The organism is Paenibacillus crassostreae (genome assembly GCF_001857945.1).
Taxonomy (GTDB): Bacteria; Bacillota; Bacilli; order Paenibacillales; family Paenibacillaceae; genus Paenibacillus_AQ; species Paenibacillus_AQ crassostreae.
In genome coordinates, this window is sequence record NZ_CP017770.1 from 1,401,469 (window position 1) to 1,423,038 (window position 21,570).

Sequence of the window (21,570 nt, forward strand, 5' to 3'; positions counted from 1 at the left end):
ATGTGAAAGTTATGACCAACGAAAAAGGTTTATACCATCTAAATAGTAAATTCGTATCAGAGACAACTCATGAGTTGCTTCATAAAAGAGGCGTGACTATTCCCGAAATTGCCGAACTCGTCTTGTTCCTGCAACAGAAATATTATCCTGCTCTAACTATGGACGAGTGCATTCATAATGTTGAAATGGTTCTTAGTAAGCGTGAAGTTCAAAATGCTGTCATCACCGGAATTCAATTGGATATGCTAGCTGAAGAAGGTAAACTTATTTCTCCTTTACTGGAGATGATGGTCAATGATGAAGGACTTTTTGGTGTAGATGAAATATTGGCGTTCTCGATCGTTAATGTTTATGGAAGTATTGGATTTACCAACTATGGTTATGTAGATAAATTAAAACCTGGTGTATTGGAAAGACTTAATGATAAAACAGACGGACAAGTTCATACATTTCTGGATGACATCGTAGGTGCAGTTGCTGCTGCTGCCAGTAGTCGGATTGCCCATCGTAAACAAGCTGAGCGTGAGCTTCATGCTGCCGATCAAGGAATAGAGCTTGATCCTTTGAATGATGGCAAGTCTCCAGAATAATTTATTGTAATCGAATTCTTATCCTAACAATAATAACCCACCTAAATCATGTGTTCATGTGATTTAGGTGGGTTATATTAATTATTTCGATTTATTCCTCATAAGTATACTTAATCCTGTAATCTAGAGAAGACAAAATAATCCGCGCATGACCACGTCGCACTAACTCTTGCAGATGTGCAAGTACTTCACACATTGCAAACCGCATTTGATGAATAGAAAGCCTGTTTCCAAATAGTGATTCACAAATTTCATAGCCAGTTTGTGGAGAAGGATGTAGAAGCTTCTCAATTCGTTCCAACCGTTCTTCATGATGGTTAAGCAGCTCATCTAAACGTTCGTGATAGTTGATGAATACATCTCTATGTCCAGGAAAAGCTTGATTTACCTTATAAGTATTCAGATGGTGTAAACTATTCATGAAAGTAAATAACGGATCAGGATCACTACCCGGAATTAGACTGATATTGGGTGATATCCTTGGTAGAACAGCATCTCCACACATCATAAGTCCAAGTTCTTGTTGGAATAAAGAAAGATGTCCTGGAGCATGCCCACCACTTTCAATAGCCAGCCACGATAAACTACCCATAGTAAGGAAACTTCCGTCTGCGACTGTTGTGATATCAGGAATTGGTGTAACTTGAGGCAAAAATCCAAACAAATGCTGCTCGATCTGGACTGACAATGCTTCTGGCAATCCATGCTGCCCCAACCACTTCATTAATTGATTATTTATGTTGGAGTGGGTTCCCCACATGTACTGAGATTCATCAAAGGCTCTCTGCGACATATACACATGACAATCCGCTTGAGACTGAAACCATCCGGCTAATCCGAAGTGATCTGGATGATGATGAGTCACAAAAATCTCGTTCACATCATGAAATCCGAAATCTAAGTGCTTCAATACTTTTGTCCACTCTTCTTCTGTCGTGCGATTTCGTGGTCCTGGATCGATTATGGAGATACCAGCAGAGCTAGGCAATACATAACTATTTACCCATCGAAGTGGATAGGCCATGGATATTTTCACTTGAATGATTCCGTGATCCCACACATGAATCTCCGGTATGTTCATGAATTGTACGACCTACTTTCTTCCATCTTCACTGTTCATTAGATTCCTTCTGTTCTAATCTATATTACTATAAAAGTACCATCACCAGCTTATTCTGATTACTACAGTTTTATCTACTATTGACATTATTCAAAAATAAATATATGATTTCATTGTTCATTCAACAAATTATGCCATTAACTATTCATACCCGTAAAGGGGAGTAGCTACACAGTAAAGTCGTCAATACGAGATTATTCTCCGGCTTTATTGGCAATTGTTATCATAACAATTGTTAGCGAGACCTTTACCAAATTAGGGAAGCCCTTGTTGTTTAGAGGGATTCGCCATTTGGTAAAGGTCTTTTTTGATGCTTTTCATTAGAGGCACGTCTACTGACGTTTTTCTTATAGCATTTTGAAGCATACTAAAGAAATAAGGGGGAGAAGCAATGGATTTTGGATTAATATTGGAATATGGTTGGGTACTTCTCGTACTCGTAGGCTTGGAAGGTCTTCTCGCCGCAGATAATGCGTTAGTCTTAGCAATTATGGTGAAACATCTTCCTGACAAACAAAGAAAAAAGGCATTATTCTATGGCCTTGCTGGAGCCTTTGTCTTCCGCGCTGGATCATTGTTTATCATCTCATTCCTAGTCGACATCTGGCAGGTTCAAGCTATTGGAGCACTTTATTTATTGTTTATCTGTGTTAACAATATTGTTCGTAAATTATTTTCCAAAAAGGCAAAAGAAAAAGAAGCATCAAAAGCTACTTCTGAGGTGAAAGAAGCAACGAAGGCAAACTTCTGGATGACTGTACTTAAGGTTGAAGTTGCAGATATCGCCTTTGCGGTTGATTCTATTCTGGCTGCTGTAGCACTAGCTGTAGCGCTACCACCAAGTGGAATTCCTCATATCGGTGGATTAGACGGCGGTCAGTTCTTAGTTGTCTTTGCTGGTGGTTTCATGGGACTTATCATTATGAGATTTGCAGCATCTTACTTCGTCAAGTTACTGCATTCCCGCCCCGGTCTAGAAATTGCCGCATTCGTCATCGTAGGTTGGGTAGGGGTTAAGCTAGCGATCATCACTCTCGCCCATCCTTCATTGGGTGTTCTACCTGAGACATTTGCGCATAGCACAGCATGGAAAGCTACTTTCTATATCGTTCTGGTATTAATTGCAGTTGTTGGTTGGTTTGCTAGTAGTAAGGTTGATGTGGAAGAACATGCAAGTGTTGCCTCAGAGACTGAGAAATAATTACCTCATGAAATCAGCAAAGCCACCTTTTAAACAATAAAAGGTGGCTTTTTTTAGTTCCGCCATTTCATAAACTTTACATCCAAGTAATCCACAAGTAAGAATAGCCCGAAGCCAACGATGCTAAATAACAAAATACCTGCATACATTTCTGGGTAATCCAATCTTAACCATGCATCCATAATGAAATAACCCATCCCATGTTCTGTTCCATAAATCTCAGTAAAAAAAAGTATGGAAATAGCTGTTCCTAGTGAAATACGAATCGTACTAAGAATAACGGACAATGCCCCCGGTAACGTCACATGCCAGAATTTTTGCATATTACTTGCTCCAATACTCATTAGAACATCGTAGGTATTATTAGGAATAGCCCTCACTCCATCACGAACGGAAATAATGACTTGAAAGAGCAATATTAACATGATCATCAATATTTTAGAACCTTCACCCAGTCCAAAAAATAACATAACTACAGGAAGTAAGGCAATTTTCGGAACGGGATACGTTAAATAGACAACAGGGTCTAAAAGCTTATTCCAGAAATTCGATCGGCCCATGAGCAATCCAATCAATAATCCAAATATGAGTCCCAATATAACACCTATAAAAATCCGGGCTAAGCTGTATACAACATGAAGTCCGATTTCTCTTCCTCCTAGTTGAGCTAATGCAGAATAAACTGCAACTGGATTCGGAAGGATAACGTGATTCATAAGCCAAGATGCAATATACCAAACTACATTCATACAGAAAAATACGATTAATAATCTTGTCCCATAATTTATTTTACGTTTGTTCACCATTTATTTTGCATTACCTTTCTTACATTTCTGGTCTGCTGTATAAATTCATCACTGTTACGCTTATCCTCATGCTTCATATGAAATACAGGATTATCGATCAATTCAATTAATCCTTCTTTGTCCGAAGTCATAACAATAATTTTTTCGCCTAAGAGAATTGCTTCCTCTACATCATGAGTGACAAAAAGCGTCGTAGTTGGATTCGCTTGCCAATTGTCCACAAAAAGTTGCTGTAAGGTTTCTCGAGTCATCGCATCAAGAGCAGAGAATGGTTCATCCAATAACATGATTGTCGGTGAAATAGCAAAAGCTCTGGCAATTGCAACCCTTTGTTGCTGTCCTCCACTAAGTGATATCGGGTAACGACTTGCTAAATCAGCTATTCCCATCAATTCGAGCCAGTGTCTGATTTGTAGTTCCTGATCTTGATTATTTCTTCTCTCTGGATGACTAATATTCATCGCTATCTGGATATTAGAATAAACTGTCTTCCAAGGTAACAATCCATAACTCTGAGGTACGAGTCCAATCAAGGTTTCTTGATTGTGTATACTTTTTCCATTATAGAGAATCTCTCCATGATAGTCCTGTAATAAACCAGCAATCGCACGCAATAACGTGGACTTTCCACAACCCGATGGTCCAATAATCGTATATATCCCATATTCCGGTATGGTTAAATTGACACGACCCAGCGCTAATTGTCCTCCCGTATATTCAACCATTAGATCGGCAATTGTAAGCCCACTATTACTTAAATACGACATCTGAGATCACATCTTCAGGTTTAATATCTTTGGTAAGTAATCCTTTTTCTCTCGCCCATGTAAAAGCTGTTTCTACTTGTTCTACATCGACTTGATTTGCGAATAGATAGTCAGGTACAGTAATCTCATTCTTCAGGTCTTCTGGAAAACCAACTTCCTCTATAATTAGATCGATATATTCTGATTCCTCATGAGATTTCAGGTAATTCACTGCGTCATCATAAGCCGCATACATCGCTACAATTTCCTTTTCCTTAATATCAATAACTTCCTGTGGAAATGCTAATATAAATGGGTTAATTCCCGCTTCTGTCGTCGAATTCAATTGTTTCAGTCCATCAGCTTGCCCCATCGTTACATAGGGTTCTGGTAAAATAGCTGCATCTGCTTTATTGCTCTTCAAGAGTTCTAATCTGGTTGGTATTTGTGGCACTTCTGTAACTGTGATATCTTCTTCATTTAACCCAACTTGTCTAAGCATCATGGCCACTGAATATTCTGTTGAAGTATTCTTAGATAAAATGACCGTTTTACCTTTAAGATCTTTGACTTCATTAACATCATCTGCACCTGTCAATAAAGAAAACTCTCCAAATGTCGTACTCGTAATTTTAACATCTAAATCAGCTTCGTTATAAATGGCCATGGCAATTAAATCTGCACTGATCCCATCTAGTTGTTCTGCTTGAAAAGCCGCATCGCGATCTTTTGCGCTTTTGAACATTTCTAAATCTAATTCAACCCCATGTTCTTTATCAAATCCTTGTTCATGTGCGATGATGAATGGAATGGCATCTATTGAAGGCATCATACCTAGCGTCAACGTTGAAGAAGACTCCGCTGTTGCCGAACTTGTATTCTTTGAAGAATTACATCCTACCATTAACGAACTAATAGCAATGAGCACTATCATTAATGAAAAACCTTTTCTAATATTTCTTCTCTTCATAAATCTAGCCAACCCCCACATTTTTATGTAATCTTTCGCGAAACAATTGTGCATATATTCACAATCATATCGTAGAAAACTTCAATAACAGCCATTTTACACCTTTTGTTGTATTTTGTATATTAATAATTTGAATTATCTCCTTCTATAGAAAAATGAGAAAAAGCCTTCTTTGGTCTTTGAAAAAGACGAAAGAAGGCTTTAACGTGTCATTAACGAAGGCAAGTTAGCTATATTTTTAGCTCCCCAAGCTTGATTAGCTCGACAACCGCTTGAGAACGCCCTTTCACATTTAGCTTTTGCATGACATTCGAAATGTGGTTTCTCACCGTCTTTTCACTTATGAATAATAGACCGGCAATATCGCGTGTTGTTTTATCTTGAACGAGCAATTCAAAAACCTCACGTTCACGATGGGTCAATAAAAATTTGCTATTGTGTTCAATTCCCTTCAATGGTGTCACCCCTCCTTGCCCGGGTTTTTTATTGTATAACAAGGTAAAGGGATACAGTCAACTCATTCTATGAAATTGAGAGATTAATGGTGCTGTATTGCTTAAAAAATAGGCACTGATTGAACGCAAATAATGCCAAGAAACCTGAATCGTACAGGTTCTTGGCATGTATATACTTTAATAATTATCGTCCCATTGGGTTAGTCATTCCATTATTATTGTTACCATTGATATTTCCCGAAGGTGTAGGGAAAATTCGGTTAACTAATGTTTGAAATTCATCAGTGATACCACTAATTGGATTACCATTAGCAGTATCGTCTACGAAATTCCCTACACGGTCAACGAAATCTGGGTTCGCTGATACATATACATTGTTAATGTTATTATCACTACGCTTGATGATATCTGCAATCTGGTCTTTAATATCTTGTGTTACATTGTCACTTGATGCGTTATTTCCACCCGTTTGATTTCTTACAGATAAATGATTCCCATTATTATGATTCATCGTATTTGATCCGGTTCTAGTTCTTGTTCCATTGGTACCGTTCATTCCATCTGTACCGTTCATTCCATTAGTACCATTCATTCCATTGGTACCATTCATTCCGTTCATTCCGTTCATTCCGTTCATTCCGTTCATTCCATTGGTAACGTTTTGTCTAGCATTGTCCATTCCCATATTATTAGATGAAATTGAAACCGCAACGTAGGCATTATCATCCGTCAGCATCACTTTAGCATTATCTACCTGATTTAATTGCGATATCTTTTTTGAAAGCTCCTCATTATACCTTAAATTCACCATTCTGTTATCATTTCGTGTGAAAAGACCACGATCATTATTATTCGCAGTATTCATACCAAACCGATTTGTATCATTATTTCGATTTACTGCATTCGTATTGTATTTCACATTTTTTGTTTGTAAATTTTGATTATCCGCGTTTCTGGTACCACATCCCGTAACCCCAATCATACTCACGATGAGGGCAGCGGATAAGGACATACTTAACGTTTTGGATCGTATCATGAATTCATCCTCCATCTCTTCAATATAGGTGTTTACACTCAATAGGATGACCATTCTAACTTGCTGCTATGCTTGAAATAATTAGGAATCAAAGTCAATAAATCTTGTTACTCATCCCAAGATAAGTACCGTGCCAAAAGATAGCCTGCCCCCATACATTAATAAGAAGTAACGAACCCTCAAGTTCTATATCTCCATTGATTTTACTGTCCTGACAAGCTGAAACGGCTATGCCGTCCTTTTAAAGGACGGTATCCGTCTCTGCCGAAATATAAGTATGAAGAATCAATTTCATAATTACGCAAATCGATTTAGACACATCGGCGATTATGAAATTGATTCAAGTGAAACTTATACTTTCTTATATTTTGAACAAAGAATGCACATTCTTTTATAGGGGGAGGTTTTTTTATTGAAAGGGTTAATTTTATGTGCTGGAAAAGGTTCTCGCTTACGCCCCTTAACCTTCTCTAGTCCAAAACATCTCTTGCCTTTGATGAATAAACCAGTTTTATTCTACGGTATTGAATCATTAATCCAGACGGGTATTACGGAGATAGCTATCGTTGTTTCACCTAATTATCGAAAAAAATTTGATGATGAATTACAATCAGGGAAGCCTTGGAATATCAACATCACTTTAATCGAGCAGCTTGAACCAAGAGGTATGGCTGATGCTATTCGAGTTGCCGAGCACTTTATTCAGCATGACGACTTTCTAATATTTCTGGGTGATAATGTAATTGATGGATCGCTTCAACCCCTGATTGACAAATTTCAAACTGAGAATCTTGACGGATTAGTGTCTGTAAGCTATGTAGAATCTCCAGAACAATTCGGTGTTGTACAATTAGAAGAAGACAAAATAATACGCGTGGTTGAGAAACCAAAGTATCCTCTAAGTCATTTAGCCATTAACGGAGTTTATTTATTTCGACATTCCCTTTTTAATGCGATCTCAAAAATCACTCCTTCTGCTCGTGGCGAATATGAATTAACCGATGCTATACAACAATTGATTGATGATCAGTATCAGCTAGGGGTTTATCGTTCCCCCTATTGGTGGAAAGATACAGGAAATCCTAATGATTTAATTACATGCAATCGCTATTTTCTACAAAAAATGCAAGGTATTGATATCAAAGGCTCTATTGATTTAAATTCCATGATCTCAACTCCGGTCTCTATCGGTGTGAAATCCAAGATCATTAACAGCATTATTCGTGGGCCGGTCATTATTGGACATAACACAATTATTGAAAATTCCTATATTGGTCCCTTCTCTTCGATTGCTGACAACGTATCCATTTACAACAGTGAGTTAGAAAACAGCATTATTATGAAAAATACAGTTGTCGATAATATTCCTTATCGTATCGATGAAAGTATCATCGGTAGAGAAGTAAAATTGATGGGCAGTTCAAAAAGACCTCAAAATGTGCAATTATGGTTAGGCGATTATTCACATATCATTTTCCCTCAATAGATATATCAAGTGAAACTTATACTTCCTTTTATTCACACAAAAGGTCGTTACTCTCTACTTTTGTAGAAAGTAACGACCTTTTTCTCTGCCCACATCAGGTTTCATTTTATTTTATTTATTTTTTAAAATGACTTCGTCATAGTATTTTTTTTGTTTCTCCAATTGCAGCCTCAAGTTAAAATCTCTTTCCACTTTTTCTCGTGCTTTCTGCCCCATACCACTCCAAAGTTCAGGATGTTTAGCTAACCAATACATAGCCTTTGCTAGATCATGAACCGACCTCTCAGGTACCATAAGCCCCGACACCTTATTCTCCACAAGCTCTGGAATACCCGCATGAGTCGTCGAAATAACTGGCATTCCTGTTGCCATTGCTTCTTTTAACGTATTTGGAATTCCTTCCTGGTTTCCTTCTGCATCAGTACAACTTGGGGCACAAAAAATATGAGATTTGTAATAATGTTTCTGAATTTTACTGTATTCAATCCAAGGAATAATTTCAACACTTCCATCAAGTTCAAGATTTTTAATCAATTTACGGTACTGCGACTCGCATGGTCCTTCGCCAATTAGAATTAATTTAGCATCTATTTTCTTCTTTCTCACCAGAGAGAATGCACGAATCAAGTCTGAGAATCCCTTTTTCTCAACGAACCGTCCTATAGCCAAAAAGCGGATTTTTTTATTAACTTCTAGTTTACGGGGCTGAAATTGAAAGCGAGCTAAATTCACACCGCCATACAAAACACGAATTTTATGTTCTGGACAACCTAATTTTATAATTTCTTTTTTGAGATGTTCACATACCGGAAAAAATCGATCACCCATTTTAAACAACTTTTTCAATTGCTTTAGATTTTTTTCTTTCTTGGGATATGCGGTTGCATCTTTCCCACGAAAACCGACAAACAATGGGATCCCATGTTCTTCTTTAAGAAATTGAAATTTGGAAGTGAGTGTGCCATGGTGAATATGAACTCCTACAACATCATATTCCTTCAAAAGTTTCCGATCTTGTTTGATAGCTTCTATTGATAGAACAGATGTAAACGGTGTACCTGTATGATTTTGTTTCGATTTACCCATTACCATAATTCCGTTATATCCTTTAATATCGGTAATTTGCGCTGCTACATGTCCATCTGCCAATGAATATTTATGATGAAGAATAGCAGGATCATTTTTCCCCACGTATGATTTCCCCTTTATATTCAAATGAGTATTATTTATTTTTTTTCAGACTTAACAATGTAGCCTTATCCCACCGGTATAACCTATAAGCGTTTTTCCTAATCTTGCTATGCCTATTCCCTGATGGGATTGTCTTCCGATCATGTCTGCGGTATAAAACCAATGGTTTTTTCTGGCAGAACCCCCGATAATAAGAGGCTAAACGAAGCCACATATCCCAATCTTGTGAATAACGATATTTAGAATTAAAAAGTCCTACTTTTTCAAAACAACTGCGGTGTATGACTGCTGTCGATGTTCGGATGGTAAACGAACGCTTATACAATTTCGTTCGAAACTTATTCAAATCAGGGACTCCTTTAATATTGCTAATAAGTTGTTTTCTTTTCCCCTGTCTAGCAGCGTAGTACCAACTGTATAGAAAGTGACACTCCGGATGGTTTTCTAGAAACTCTTTGTTCTTTTGTAATTTATTAGGGAGATAGAAATCATCTGAATCTAGAAATGCGATGTATTTCCCTGTAGCAAGAGTAATCCCCTTATTTCTTCCTTCAGATGGTCCACGATTTTTTTGGTATACATATCGGACTTGTTCGCCAAATGATTTCACTATCTTTGAAGTGCGATCTGTTGAACCATCATCAACCACGATCAATTCATAATCTGTACAGGTCTGCTTCAAAACGCTTTTGATGGCTCTACCGATAAATTTTTCGCGATTATATGTCGGAATTATGACGCTGAATAGAGGGCTCTCACGCGGCTTGATTTCATGTTCCTGGATCACTTGTTCAAATAGTTGTTCTAATTTCTCCGTTTGCACTTGTCGATTAAAATCTGTCTCAATTTTAGTGCGGGCATTCTTTCCAAGCTCTTTCCATGATTCTGGATGCTCGATTAAATGAATTAATTTCTCGGCTAGTCCATCGACATCTTGTTCAGCTACGAGATGTCCCGACTTACCATCTTCAATAAGTTCTGGGATTCCTGAATGATATGTGGATACAACTGGAACTCCACAAGCCATCGCTTCTTTGATTGCATTCGGAATTCCTTCCTGATTCCCAGATCTGTCCTTTACGCTAGGAAGACAAAAAATATGTGTGTGTTCCAAATGCTCTGCAACTTGAGCATGCGAAAGAGCACCTTTAAATTCAATTTTGTGTTCGAGGTGTAGCCTTTTACTCAACTGTTTCAATTTGTTGCTTAATTCACCATCTCCGATTAAACATAATTTAGACTGCGGATAGACCTGCTGGACGCGCTGAAAGGCTTTTATTAATAATTCAGCTCCTTTTTTTTCGACCAACCTACCGACATATAGTATCTCTATCGGGTGATCCGATGGAAAAGATCGCTCTTTATAAACAAATTGATTAAGATCAATCCCACTATAATGAACCGTAATTTTCTCTACTGGACAACCGTGATTAATTAATTCTTCTTTCATTGCGTAACAGGGTACTGTGAAACAATCTCCTACGGAAAATAGGCGCTTCAACGATTTGCTTTGTTGTTTCATCCTTCTTGTACCAGGCGAATCACAACCATGAAAAGAAGTTACTAGCGGAATTTTCCACTTTTCTTTAAAAGGAAGCATTCTAATCCCAGACGGCCCGAACCTAGCATGAATTATTTGAAAAAAGCTGTTCTGCAACATCCGATCTAATTGCTGATACTTCGGGTCAACAATGACATTTTTATGCGGGAAGTAATTTCTGTTTTTCCTTTTTTCACAAAAAATATAAGGCTCAAAAGCTTTCATTTGCTTAATCTCACCGTAAATAAAAGTTTCACTAATGGGCAAATAAACGGATCGTACCACAGCGACGCGATGCAAACATATTCCTCCTTCTAGGTTCCAATGTTTATCTTTAATTTATGAGGACTTCGTACAGAACGTGTAGACACATGTGGATATATAGGTTTTATTCCACAAAAAGAATAGGTTTGCCCACTCTCTTTTGGTCGTAATGCATAGTGTGGTATGAAGAGCGATTAAGGAAGAAAGGAATGTGGGGGAAATGGATCAACTGAAGCAAGATTTGGAGAAAAACTTCGGATTTCAAATCGGAACCTGGGATGTGATCAAACACATAAAAAACTCTAGTTTTGTCGCTCGAGTGGTCACGAAAGAGGGCATAACCTATGCGCTCAAAAGCCTTTATGTCAAGCCAGAACGACAAATTTTTATCGCCCAATCAGAAAGCTTATTATCCCAAAGAGGAGTGAAATTAGCTCTTCCTATTTCGACTTTGAATGGGGACCTGTACATGATCTCTAATCGAGTCCCCTACGTTCTATATCAATGGATTGAAGGTAAAGGAAGTCGCTTACATGATCGGAATGACCTTGAATCCATTGTTCAAGTTATGGGCCGATTACACAATGCTTCTCGCGAACTGCAATATCCAGAAAGTATAAAAATTTATAATCATCTCAATTGGAAGAAAGAGTATAAGCAACGTATTAAGTCAATTGAAAGTTGGTTTAACAAACATAAGGAATCAAGTAACGAAAAAGATGTAATCATCAACAATAATATTTCTTTTTTTTATAAGATGGGAAAAAAAGCGTTAAAAGAGCTGCAAAAGAGCCGTTATCAAGACTTCATGAAAGAACTGATTTCTGCTAAAAGTTTAGTGCATGGCGACCTTCATCATCGAAACCTTATTTACAAGGACAATACATTAACACTGATCGATTTTGAAGATATACGCTATGATCTCCCTTCCAAAGATTTACTTCGTATTTACAGTATGTATACAAAAAAAAATCCATTTGAAAAAAAGACATTCCGCAGCATGATGAAAATATATACCAAAAATAATCCTCTACCCTCTGATGTAAAAAGCATTGTATCCATTGATTTATTCTTCCCTCATATTTTTGAACGAATGCTACGTAAGAAGAAATATTCCCGAATGAATAATGATCAACTTCGGTTTACAATTCAGCAAGAAAAAGAAAAGGCGTTATATGTGTACAATCATTATTTCAAGAAACAACGAAATAAAGAAAGGGGAGACAAAATTGATTAAAATAGCATTTGTTCGCCATCGCTATCTCCCACCTTCAGAAACATTCATTTACGAAGAATTAAAAAATATTAAATCGTTCAAACCAATCATGTTCACACGAAAAAAGATGAATTTGAAACTTTTCCCTTTTAAAAGAATTAAACGCCTACCCCACAGTCCAAGGAAAATTACTAAGGTATTCAAAAGGAACAAAATTAAACTGATTCATGCACGCTTTGGAAATTCCGGTGTCCGACTGATCCATGTGAAACAACGGCTTCGCATTCCCATGATCACCTCTTTTCATGGCTTTGATCTGCCTACAAAAAGAAATCCGCGAAAATCATATCATAGAATGCTACCTGTATTATTCCGAGTAGGTGACAAGTTCACAGTTCCATCTCGTCATATGAAAAATCAGTTAATTAGATGGGGATGTCCTAATCACAAAATTGAAATTATGTATAGCGGAATTGATCTAAAAAAATTTTCATACAAAAAACGTGATAACAAAACCGAAGAACTAACCATTATTACGGTTGGACGTCTGCATAAGAAAAAAGGACATCAGTATCTGTTACGTGCTTTCAAAAAGATACATGATCATTATCCATCTGCTCGATTAGTCATTGTTGGCGAAGGTAGAGAAAGAAAAAAAATCAAACGTCTTATTACCTCATTAAAGCTTAACAAATATGTAAAAATGAAAGGTCTTATTGCACACAATCAATTATCTGAGTTACTATACCGGGCTGATATTTTCTGCCTGCCTAGCTTAACGACCAAGGACGGGAACCATGAAGGGATTCCCAATGCAATTAAAGAAGCAATGGCCACAGGTTTACCTATCGTATCCACACGCCATGGTGGTATTCCTGAGTTGGTTACCGATGGGCAGGAAGGACTCTTAGTCCCTGAAAAAACGGCCAAGGGATTAGCAGACAAAATCAAATTTTTGATAGAGAATCCGTCGATCCGTCAGGAAATGGGAAGAAAAGGTCACGAAAAAGTGGAAAGTGATTTCGACTCTGCGAAACAAGTAAGAAAACTAGAGTCCATATATGCGAATTTAATCAGAAAGGGGTAAGCACATTGGATGACATCCAAGAGGTTAACCAGGTTCAGGTCATGAGTAAACAATCAGAAAGCCATTCACCTCTGATTACAGTAGTTATACCAACGTATAACCGCGCAAGGTTTATCACTCGAGGGATTAATAGTGTATTAGGGCAAACCATTAAAAATTGGAAGTTGTTAATAGTAGATGATGGTTCAAATGATCGTACAAGTGAAGTTGTTGCACCTTTCTTGAAAGATCCAAGAATCACTTATGTGAAATTAAAGAAAAACAGAGGCGTTTGCTTCACATTAAACTATGCGTTGTCTTTAGTTGAGACCAAGTATTTCTCTCAGCTTGATGCAGATGATTGGTATGAGTCCCATACACTCGCAACATGTCTAAAAAAGATGGAAAAGTCCAGTAATAAGACTGCCCTCGTCTATGCAAATGACAAGGTTTGGAAGACGAAAAGAAAACATAAGGTTAGGTATGTAAATACGAAGAAGAAACGCCAAATCAAAAATAAATATGATTTCATTACATTTCATGCGATGGTCTATCCTCGCTTTTACCGAACGAAGGCTCTACGGGCAGTTGGTGGTTGGTCGAGAAATGTGCCACAAAAAGGACGTTTCGCTGAAGACAGACAAATCCTTCTTAAACTAGCAGGATCATATGAGTTTAAATGGATAAACAAATCGTTGTATAACCGCTTAAAACATAAAAAAAATAATTCTAGAATTGAAAATCGCAATAAATATGCTCGTGTTACAAAATACCTGTACAAAAGTGCGCTAAAAAGATGGGGAAACCGATACAAACCTAAATTCAAATGGGTAAGTGGCCGCCTTAAAGTAGGTAGGCTAATAAAAAAATAGATTTAAAGTGAGGGAACTATGTGGGCAACCCTAAGGAAGAGAATTGGTTAACTACCTTGGAAGTCATTGCTGAAATCGAGATGGCATTGAATAAAAAGACCCCCCTTTCTGTAGTACGTGTCGGAGATGGAGAGAATATTACACTGTCCCAATACAAAGTATGGCCCATTCGTAAAACACTTTCCACTCGCTGGGCGAGAATTTCGCGAACTACCCATTGGAAAGGAGTTTCACTACCCAATGTTAGGATTCGCGATCGATTAATCACAGCAATCAAAAAAGCAGATATTGTGGGTATACCTTACTACAAAGACAAGGAGATATTAGCAGAACAACAATATTTACGTCCTTTAACAGATGTATGCTTCAAAAGATACGACATTCATCCCAAAAGACTTTGCCACACATTCGTCAATCGTCACATGGTTGAACACCAGCAATTTTGGGAGATGTTGAAGGGGAAAAGAGTGGTTGTGATTTCCCGCTGGGCCAATGAATTCAAAAAACTAGTCGTTAAATCTTACGATGAATTTGACATAGATATAGTCAAAACGATCTCTATTCATCGTTATGAACAAATCCCCAAAGTACTGTTCAAAATGAAGTCGATAGATTGTGATATTGTATTTATTTCTGCGGGAGTTAATGCGGTAATATTAGCTCAGAAATTAGCTGAGGAACAGGGACGAATCGCGATTGACTTCGGAAAGTCCGCGATCTTCATGGTGAATAGAAATCGAAAGGTTAATCCATGGGAACCCAAATATTTGGATAAATACGAGTATTCAAATGAAAGGGGAATCTAGCATTGAAAATCACCGTCATTGGTTCGGGATATGTTGGTACAACAACTGCGCTTGTATTAGCTGATCTTGGTCATGAAGTTATTAGCTACGATGTCGATAAGCTCAAAATAAAAAGGCTAAACGACGCCATATTACCATTCAGCGAACCTGGCCTCGATCGCTTGCTTCAGAAGCTTCTGCAAAGTGGCAGAATTATTTTCTCTTCAGATAGCCAAACTGCCATCACGCAAAGCGAAATGTTAATGATCTCGGTCGGCACACCTTCTACTTCAAGCGGAAATGCTGACTTAACTTATATACAACAAGTCTTGGAGGTCATTGCCACACACATCAACGGGCCCAAAATCATCATTACCAAAAGTACAGTACCCATTGGAACCAATCGCTGGATGAAGCAGCAACTTGAAGCGAAAATTGACACCAATAAATATCCCATTGAGGTGGTCTCGAACCCCGAATTTTTACGCGAGGGATCAGCTCTTCATGATTCATATCATCCTTCTCGTACGGTAATTGGTGGAGAAGAACATTCGGCGATAGAGAAAGTGAAACAGATCTATAGTTCCTTGGGTACATCATATTTCACCTGTAATTATGAAACAGCTGAAATGATCAAATATGCTTCCAATGGCTTTCTAGCCGTTAAAATCTCTTACATTAATGAGATTGCTCGGCTAGCTGATCTGGTCGGCGCAGATATCGAGGGAGTTGCGGCTGGAATGGGGATGGACCCGCGTATTTCCCCACATCATTTATACGCTGGAATCGGATACGGTGGTTCCTGCTTCCCTAAGGATGTTGATGAGCTCCTATATCTCGCAAAGCAAAAGAAAATAAATCTTGGTCTGCTGAAGCAAGGTAAACGTATCAATGATTCACAAATCGCTTGGTTTGTGCAAAAAATCGAATCTCATCTTTCATTAGAAGGTAAACGGATACTCGTACTCGGTGTAGCATTCAAAGAAGATACTGATGATCAACGGGAATCTCCTGGTGTTCGACTAATTGAACATTTGCTTGATAAAGGGGTTGATGAGATCAGGGTAATTGACCCTACTGTTACATCTCTAGAGCAAATTCACTGGTCAAAAAATCTCAATAATAATGATAGCCAGAGAGTTAATATCTTCACAAAAGAAGATGAGGCTGCAATCGGAGTACATGCTGTCGTCTTGACCACAACATGGTCTCAATTTGCCACTTATCCTTGGGCAGATTGGGTAACTAAGGTAGAATCACCTTATTTATTTGATGGAAGAAACTTTCTCAATCCTCAAGAAATGCAACATTATGGTTGGAATTATGTAGGTGTTGCAAGGAGTGTGCTTAAATGAACATTGTCATTACTGGTGCTGCAGGTTTTATCGGATCTCATTTAAGTGAAGCACTTCTAAAGAGAGGTCATACCGTCATTGGAATTGATGATCTGGAGCACACTACTAATCGGAACATCAAGGAAGACAATCTAAAGAATATCTTGGGACATCCTCAATTTCAATGGAATTCTACTGATTTATTGAAAATCGACTTGGATCATCTCATTAATAATGCTGATGTTATATTTCATTTGGCCGGTATAGCGGGTGTACGAAATAGTTGGGGATTATCTTTCAACGACTATTTACAAGCTAATGTCTTACTAACACAAAAAATCCTTGAAGCTTGTAAAAAGTCCGCAAGGTTAAAAAAAATAGTCTATGCTTCTTCCTCCTCTGTCTATGGTGGCGGATCTGGACCCTTCAGTTCTGAAGAGTCACCAACGAGACCGATATCCCCATATGGATTAACGAAATTAGCCGGAGAGCATCTCTGCTCTCTTTATTATAAACAGTACGGACTTCCCTATACAGCTTTGAGATATTTTACCGTATACGGACCAAGACAGCGACCAGATATGGGTTTTCACCGTTTCATGAAGGCCGCAATACTAGATCAACCATTAACGATTTATGGGAATGGTCAGCAAACACGTGATTTCACTTATATTAGTGACTTAGTTGAAGGCAATATTCAAGCGATGAACTATAAGAATCACGGGACAGTATTTAATATCGGCGGAGTCGAGACAGCATCAGTTAATGAAGTGATCACAACAATCGAGCGTCTTTCCGGTAAGAAATTGCAATTAAGTTATTTACCTGAGCAACCAGGCGACCCCTTTACAACACGCGGTGATATTTCATTTGCCCGTAATGAATTAGGTTATCATCCGATCATTTCGTTGGACGAAGGAATGACAGAACAATGGGCTTATATTTCTGGTCTTTATGGAAACGAAGTGGCATCTCCAAAATAGTCGTTTATCGGGTTTCCGATCAGAATGCTGGACATATGCTACTATAAATATTTCTTATTGTGATCGGAGGTGAAACGCTTGATTGGAATACTGTATTCAAAGACCATGCTTCTACATTTAATAAAAGGAAAACGTAGCTTTGAGAAACCTTCTTTCTATGTGGAAACTACCCGTGAAATAGGCGAAGAAATTATCTTTCTATCGCTGTCTGATATCAATTGGAGCAAAGGGACTGTTCGGGGCTGGAACGGAGTAGACCCAATTATTATAAGAAGATCCCTTCCCGATGTAATTATTAATCGAACGAGAACAAATCATCCTCATACAAAAATGTTGATCCAGCGTTTAAAAAGAATGGGCAAGATTGTTTTGAATGAACAGAACGTCATTTCCAAATTGGAAATTCATCATATTTTAACTAAAAACAATAAACTGGTACCCTATCTTCCGGAGACCGACTCAGTGACACATCATTCAGTGAGAGATTTATTAGAACATAACACCTCTCTGTTTCTCAAACCAAGTACAGCTTCTGTCGGAAACGGAATCATTCGCATCCGCAAAATTAATAATAAAACAGTAGCCGAAATCAATATACTAGGTCGAACTAAAATGTATAGAGTTGGTATCAATCAAATCATTACAATGGTTAAAAGAAAGAAACGAGACTACCTTGTACAGGGGGGAGTCTCTCTCATGAAATATAACGGAAATCCCGTTGATTTCCGAGTGTCTATGCAAAAGAACGGTAAGGGCCGCTGGCAATATACAGGAATGGTTGGGAGAGTAGCGAAAAAGGGATCCATCGTTACCAATCTTCACTGCGGTGGACAATCGCTAAAGGCAACAAAACTATTTGAACATTGGGGTTGGAATAGTGCCAGAATTGAGGGAGCGGTTGCAAAGCTAGGCTTACGGATTGCCAAAACACTTGAAAAAGAATTCCCGAACATTGCTGACTTAGGATTGGACATTGCCCTTGACGAGTCGCAACACCCCTGGATTATAGAAGTTAATTTCCGGGATTTACGAATTACATTTCGGGATGCCGGAGATAAGGAAACGTGGCGAAGCACATTTAAAACCCCCATTTACTATGCGGCATATCTTATCAAACAGATTAGAGAACAACAGAATACACGAGGATTGGATTTGAACAATAGTGATTTACCAGACGAACATGACATTTATCGAGATGAGAATGCTACACCAACGGAAACTGTACCAGAGTTACCTTCTGTTTTGGAATCATGAACCAAGGTTTATAATGAATAAACCCGCTAGTAACTGGTAATATCCCCTTTAAGTAGACACTCAAAAAAAACCGCATGTTATCATGTGGGAAAGAGTGAACTTGGAGGGGATATTTTTATGGCTAAAAAAGGACAAGTATTTCAACAGTATACGAATGAATTTAAAGAAGTAGCGGTCAAAGAATACCTTAAGGGATTAGCAAGCTTCAAAGTGGTGGCAGAAAACTTGGGAATTAGGAACTGCACACAATTAAAAGTATGGGTGAGAAAGTGGCGAGATGGAGAGGAATTCGATGTACGTAAAAGCTTATCTAATCCGTTAAAAGGACGAACACGTACGTCTTTTGCCTCTGTAGAGGAAGAGCGAGATCACCTGAAAGTACAGGTGGACTACTTAAAAAAGCGGTATCCAAATCTGGTAAAGGAGGCTTCCTCAGTCAGCAAGACAACTATCAAGTAATTGAAGAACTCCGTGAGTTACACGGTGTCACGCGTTTATTAACCATTGCAGGTGTACCCAGAGCCAGCTACTACAAATGGCGTGCAACGCGATCTAAGCGTATTGAAAGACAAGCGCGAGATCATGAAATCAAGGAGCACATGATGGCTATTCATTCCGTTCATTCTTACTTTGGATATCCACGTATGATGACGGCTTTATGGGAAGCAGGCTATCGTGTCAACCACAAAAAGGTAGCGCGGCTCATGAGGGAATTATCCATCCAATCCGTGATACGAAGGAAAAGACAACGATTCAATTATACACCTTCTGTCGTATATCCTAACCGATTGAAGCGTCAATTTCATGCTACAGGCCCTCAACAAAAGATGGTCACAGATATCACCTATATCTCCGATGGTACACGCTTTTATTACCTGTCTGCGATTCAGGACTTATTTAACAATGAGATCGTAGCTTGGCAAATATCAGATCGTAACGATGTTAAACTCGTACTAGATACGATCGACCAGTGGACAAGAAAAAGAGACGTATCAGAAGCCGTGCTCCATTCGGATCAAGGTTTCCAATATACGTCTCAAGTGTACAACACACGACTAGAAGCATTCAGCGTCAAAGGCAGCCACTCTCGCAAAGCAACCTGCCTGGATAACGCGTGCATCGAATCCTTCTTTTCGCATCTCAAAACAGAGAAGTTGTATCTTCTCCAGTGTAAGTCAGAAGCCGAGATACATCAAGCCGTTGAAGATTATATCTACTTTTATAACTATCAACGGTTTCAGGCTAAACTCAAACAACGCGCGCCGATTGAGTATCGGCACGCGCTGGCTGCATAGTTTTTTCATCTGTCTACTTGACAGGGGTATGACCAAACCCTAGCGGGTTTATTCTTTCTTAGTGTTTTCCTTTTTTTTATCATTCGATTTTCTCCCTCACACTACAGAGATTATTTAGTGGAGGAATTTGAGATGTATTGATCCAGGGTAATGAGGGAGTTCCATATTTATTGCGCTGAAGTGGTATTTTTGTAATCATCTGGCTCATAGAACTCTGATATTCTGTCAACAATCTAATATTTTCTTGTAAATTACGCGCTGTGATTTCTGAATGGGCAGATACGTCCGCTATACTACTAAGTATTCGAGCAAGCGCATGCTGGCTGAGGGCAATTGCATTTATAAGAGCTATTTTTGCATCGTTTTGTTTACTTATATAACTCATAATCCCAGATCTCCTTGATCATCACCACTACCAAAGAAACCATTCAAATCACCACTTTCTTCACCCACATCTCCTACATTTAATACCGCCTTCAGGTTATTATTCATTCCTTTCTCTACCTTGGTCAATCCATGAATTAGTTCAACAATCTGTCCATGTATTTGTAGAGATTCGTGAAGCTGTTTTTCATGACTGATAAGCGAATTTGAGTTTATAAGATTCAATGTCCAGTTACGAATCTTTTCAGCTTCAACCGCTTTAGCTTCCAGAATCTTCGAAATATCAAAATGTATTCTGGAAGTTGCTTCAAGCATCATTAAAAAGTCATGTTCTCTACTCATTTATGTCCTCCCTCAGTATAGTTCTCACTATTCTTCCTCATGACTTTCCTGATTTCCCAATTCTTTAATTACATAATTCAAATTGGTGGCTAATGATTCCTCTAAGTCTGCAAGACCAAATAGGTAGGAGATAATGCTTTTATTAACTTCTCTAGTATGATTTATTATTGTAGTGATACCTTCAAACTCCACTTTAGAATCCGGCAAATTATGAATGATCTGAGCCATATGAGCAGCCATCTGACGTTCAGCATCTAAGACCCTTGCCATTTGTTGCTGAGAATTTGACATATGATGTATCATTCCGTCGATTTTGGATTGCAAGGAAATACCTCCTAATTAATAATGAATTAAGCCCCGACTTCAATATCATATGCTCTCAGCGTGTGGACAGTTACGAAAATACGCAACTCGATTTGCTACTCAAGTAGAAACGGCTATGCCGTCCTTTTTCAAAGACGGCATCCGTTTCAGCGGAAATATAATGATAAAAGTATCAAGAATCAATTTCATAATTACGCAACCCGATTAGCTGCATCGGCGATTATGAAATTGATTCAAGTGAAACTTATACTTTCTTATATTTCAAAAAACTCCTTTACTATTAATGAAGTAAAGGAGTTTTAGATCCTCA

At 38.2% G+C, this 21,570-nt stretch carries 22 protein-coding genes and 1 pseudogene; 12 read left to right on the forward strand and 11 right to left on the reverse strand.

The features are described from left to right. The first annotated feature begins 11 nt into the window (after window positions 1-11). Window positions 12-590, forward strand: a complete 579-nt coding sequence (locus tag LPB68_RS06750; RefSeq protein ID WP_068657189.1) for a phosphatidylglycerophosphatase A family protein — start codon at window positions 12-14, stop codon at window positions 588-590. Window positions 591-681: 91 nt separating this feature from the next. On the opposite strand, the gene LPB68_RS06755 is transcribed toward LPB68_RS06750, so the two are convergent. After that, a complete protein-coding gene (locus LPB68_RS06755) occupies window positions 682-1,671 on the reverse strand; it encodes an MBL fold metallo-hydrolase (protein WP_068657187.1) in 990 nt (329 codons plus the stop codon). 430 nt (window positions 1,672-2,101) lie between these two features. On the opposite strand from LPB68_RS06755, the gene LPB68_RS06760 reads away from it, so the two are divergent. Next, window positions 2,102-2,911 (forward strand): TerC family protein, encoded by an 810-nt coding sequence (locus LPB68_RS06760; protein WP_068657185.1) that lies wholly within the window; start codon window positions 2,102-2,104, stop codon window positions 2,909-2,911. A gap of 53 nt (window positions 2,912-2,964) precedes the next feature. On the opposite strand, the gene LPB68_RS06765 is transcribed toward LPB68_RS06760, so the two are convergent. From LPB68_RS06765 to LPB68_RS06785, 5 genes are all read right to left on the reverse strand, one after another. Beyond that, window positions 2,965-3,717, reverse strand: coding sequence for an ABC transporter permease (locus tag LPB68_RS06765; RefSeq protein ID WP_068657183.1), 753 nt, complete (start codon window positions 3,715-3,717; stop codon window positions 2,965-2,967). Continuing rightward, a complete protein-coding gene (locus LPB68_RS06770; protein WP_068657181.1) occupies window positions 3,711-4,484 on the reverse strand; it encodes an ABC transporter ATP-binding protein in 774 nt (257 codons plus the stop codon). Before LPB68_RS06770 ends, LPB68_RS06765 begins: the two co-directional genes overlap by 7 nt. Continuing rightward, window positions 4,468-5,433: an ABC transporter substrate-binding protein gene (locus tag LPB68_RS06775; RefSeq protein WP_082865674.1), complete on the reverse strand. Its 966-nt coding sequence runs from the start codon at window positions 5,431-5,433 to the stop codon at window positions 4,468-4,470. Before LPB68_RS06775 ends, LPB68_RS06770 begins: the two co-directional genes overlap by 17 nt. A gap of 230 nt (window positions 5,434-5,663) precedes the next feature. After that, entirely contained in the window at window positions 5,664-5,888 is a 225-nt protein-coding gene (locus tag LPB68_RS06780) for a helix-turn-helix domain-containing protein (RefSeq protein ID WP_068657179.1), read from the reverse strand. A 184-nt stretch (window positions 5,889-6,072) separates the two neighbouring features. Then, window positions 6,073-6,924: a YhcN/YlaJ family sporulation lipoprotein gene (locus LPB68_RS06785; protein WP_068657177.1), complete on the reverse strand. Its 852-nt coding sequence runs from the start codon at window positions 6,922-6,924 to the stop codon at window positions 6,073-6,075. 412 nt (window positions 6,925-7,336) lie between these two features. On the opposite strand from LPB68_RS06785, the gene LPB68_RS06790 reads away from it, so the two are divergent. After that, complete coding sequence (locus LPB68_RS06790) at window positions 7,337-8,410, forward strand: glucose-1-phosphate thymidylyltransferase (protein WP_068657175.1); 1,074 nt, start codon at window positions 7,337-7,339, stop codon at window positions 8,408-8,410. 111 nt (window positions 8,411-8,521) lie between these two features. Here the strand turns inward: LPB68_RS06790 and LPB68_RS06795 are convergent, their stop codons facing one another. Together LPB68_RS06795 and LPB68_RS06800 are read right to left on the reverse strand one after the other, a co-directional pair. Next, window positions 8,522-9,601, reverse strand: a complete 1,080-nt coding sequence (locus LPB68_RS06795; RefSeq protein ID WP_068657173.1) for a glycosyltransferase — start codon at window positions 9,599-9,601, stop codon at window positions 8,522-8,524. A 31-nt stretch (window positions 9,602-9,632) separates the two neighbouring features. After that, window positions 9,633-11,441 (reverse strand): glycosyltransferase, encoded by a 1,809-nt coding sequence (locus LPB68_RS06800; protein WP_068657172.1) that lies wholly within the window; start codon window positions 11,439-11,441, stop codon window positions 9,633-9,635. Window positions 11,442-11,625: 184 nt separating this feature from the next. Between LPB68_RS06800 and LPB68_RS06805 the strand changes: the two genes are divergently transcribed. The 9 genes and pseudogenes from LPB68_RS06805 to LPB68_RS06845 form a co-directional block, all read left to right on the forward strand. Beyond that, window positions 11,626-12,642: a CotS family spore coat protein gene (locus LPB68_RS06805; RefSeq protein ID WP_157891908.1), complete on the forward strand. Its 1,017-nt coding sequence runs from the start codon at window positions 11,626-11,628 to the stop codon at window positions 12,640-12,642. Then, entirely contained in the window at window positions 12,635-13,708 is a 1,074-nt protein-coding gene (locus LPB68_RS06810; protein WP_068657167.1) for a glycosyltransferase, read from the forward strand. The genes LPB68_RS06805 and LPB68_RS06810 overlap by 8 nt, the downstream gene beginning before the upstream one ends. Before the next feature lie 5 nt (window positions 13,709-13,713). Continuing rightward, window positions 13,714-14,559, forward strand: coding sequence for a glycosyltransferase family 2 protein (locus tag LPB68_RS06815; RefSeq protein ID WP_082865671.1), 846 nt, complete (start codon window positions 13,714-13,716; stop codon window positions 14,557-14,559). A gap of 20 nt (window positions 14,560-14,579) precedes the next feature. Beyond that, window positions 14,580-15,365: a GT-D fold domain-containing protein gene (locus LPB68_RS06820; protein ID WP_068657165.1), complete on the forward strand. Its 786-nt coding sequence runs from the start codon at window positions 14,580-14,582 to the stop codon at window positions 15,363-15,365. A gap of 2 nt (window positions 15,366-15,367) precedes the next feature. Then, window positions 15,368-16,699 (forward strand): UDP-glucose dehydrogenase family protein, encoded by a 1,332-nt coding sequence (locus tag LPB68_RS06825; RefSeq protein WP_068657163.1) that lies wholly within the window; start codon window positions 15,368-15,370, stop codon window positions 16,697-16,699. After that, window positions 16,696-17,661 carry an NAD-dependent epimerase/dehydratase family protein gene (locus tag LPB68_RS06830; RefSeq protein ID WP_068657161.1) on the forward strand — a complete coding sequence of 322 codons (966 nt, stop codon included), beginning with the start codon at window positions 16,696-16,698 and terminating at the stop codon, window positions 17,659-17,661. The genes LPB68_RS06825 and LPB68_RS06830 overlap by 4 nt, the downstream gene beginning before the upstream one ends. A 78-nt stretch (window positions 17,662-17,739) precedes the next feature. Then, window positions 17,740-18,915, forward strand: a complete 1,176-nt coding sequence (locus tag LPB68_RS06835) for a YheC/YheD family endospore coat-associated protein (RefSeq protein ID WP_068657159.1) — start codon at window positions 17,740-17,742, stop codon at window positions 18,913-18,915. A 117-nt stretch (window positions 18,916-19,032) separates the two neighbouring features. Then, a complete protein-coding gene (locus LPB68_RS06840) occupies window positions 19,033-19,374 on the forward strand; it encodes a transposase (RefSeq protein ID WP_068659106.1) in 342 nt (113 codons plus the stop codon). Further along, window positions 19,368-20,210: pseudogene (locus LPB68_RS06845) on the forward strand (IS3 family transposase); the annotation flags it as partial. The gene LPB68_RS06840 and the pseudogene LPB68_RS06845, both read left to right, overlap by 7 nt. A 79-nt stretch (window positions 20,211-20,289) precedes the next feature. Here the strand turns inward: LPB68_RS06845 and LPB68_RS06850 are convergent. From LPB68_RS06850 to LPB68_RS06860, 3 genes are read right to left on the reverse strand one after another with little or no spacing between them, the layout of a single operon-like run. Continuing rightward, a complete protein-coding gene (locus LPB68_RS06850; protein ID WP_068654598.1) occupies window positions 20,290-20,595 on the reverse strand; it encodes a hypothetical protein in 306 nt (101 codons plus the stop codon). After that, window positions 20,592-20,936, reverse strand: coding sequence for an alpha-helical endospore appendage domain-containing protein (locus LPB68_RS06855; protein ID WP_068654596.1), 345 nt, complete (start codon window positions 20,934-20,936; stop codon window positions 20,592-20,594). Before LPB68_RS06855 ends, LPB68_RS06850 begins: the two co-directional genes overlap by 4 nt. A 27-nt stretch (window positions 20,937-20,963) precedes the next feature. Further along, on the reverse strand, window positions 20,964-21,260 hold the full coding sequence (locus LPB68_RS06860) for a nucleoside-diphosphate sugar epimerase (RefSeq protein WP_068654595.1): 297 nt from the start codon (window positions 21,258-21,260) through the stop codon (window positions 20,964-20,966). Between the last annotated feature and the right edge of the window lie 310 nt (window positions 21,261-21,570).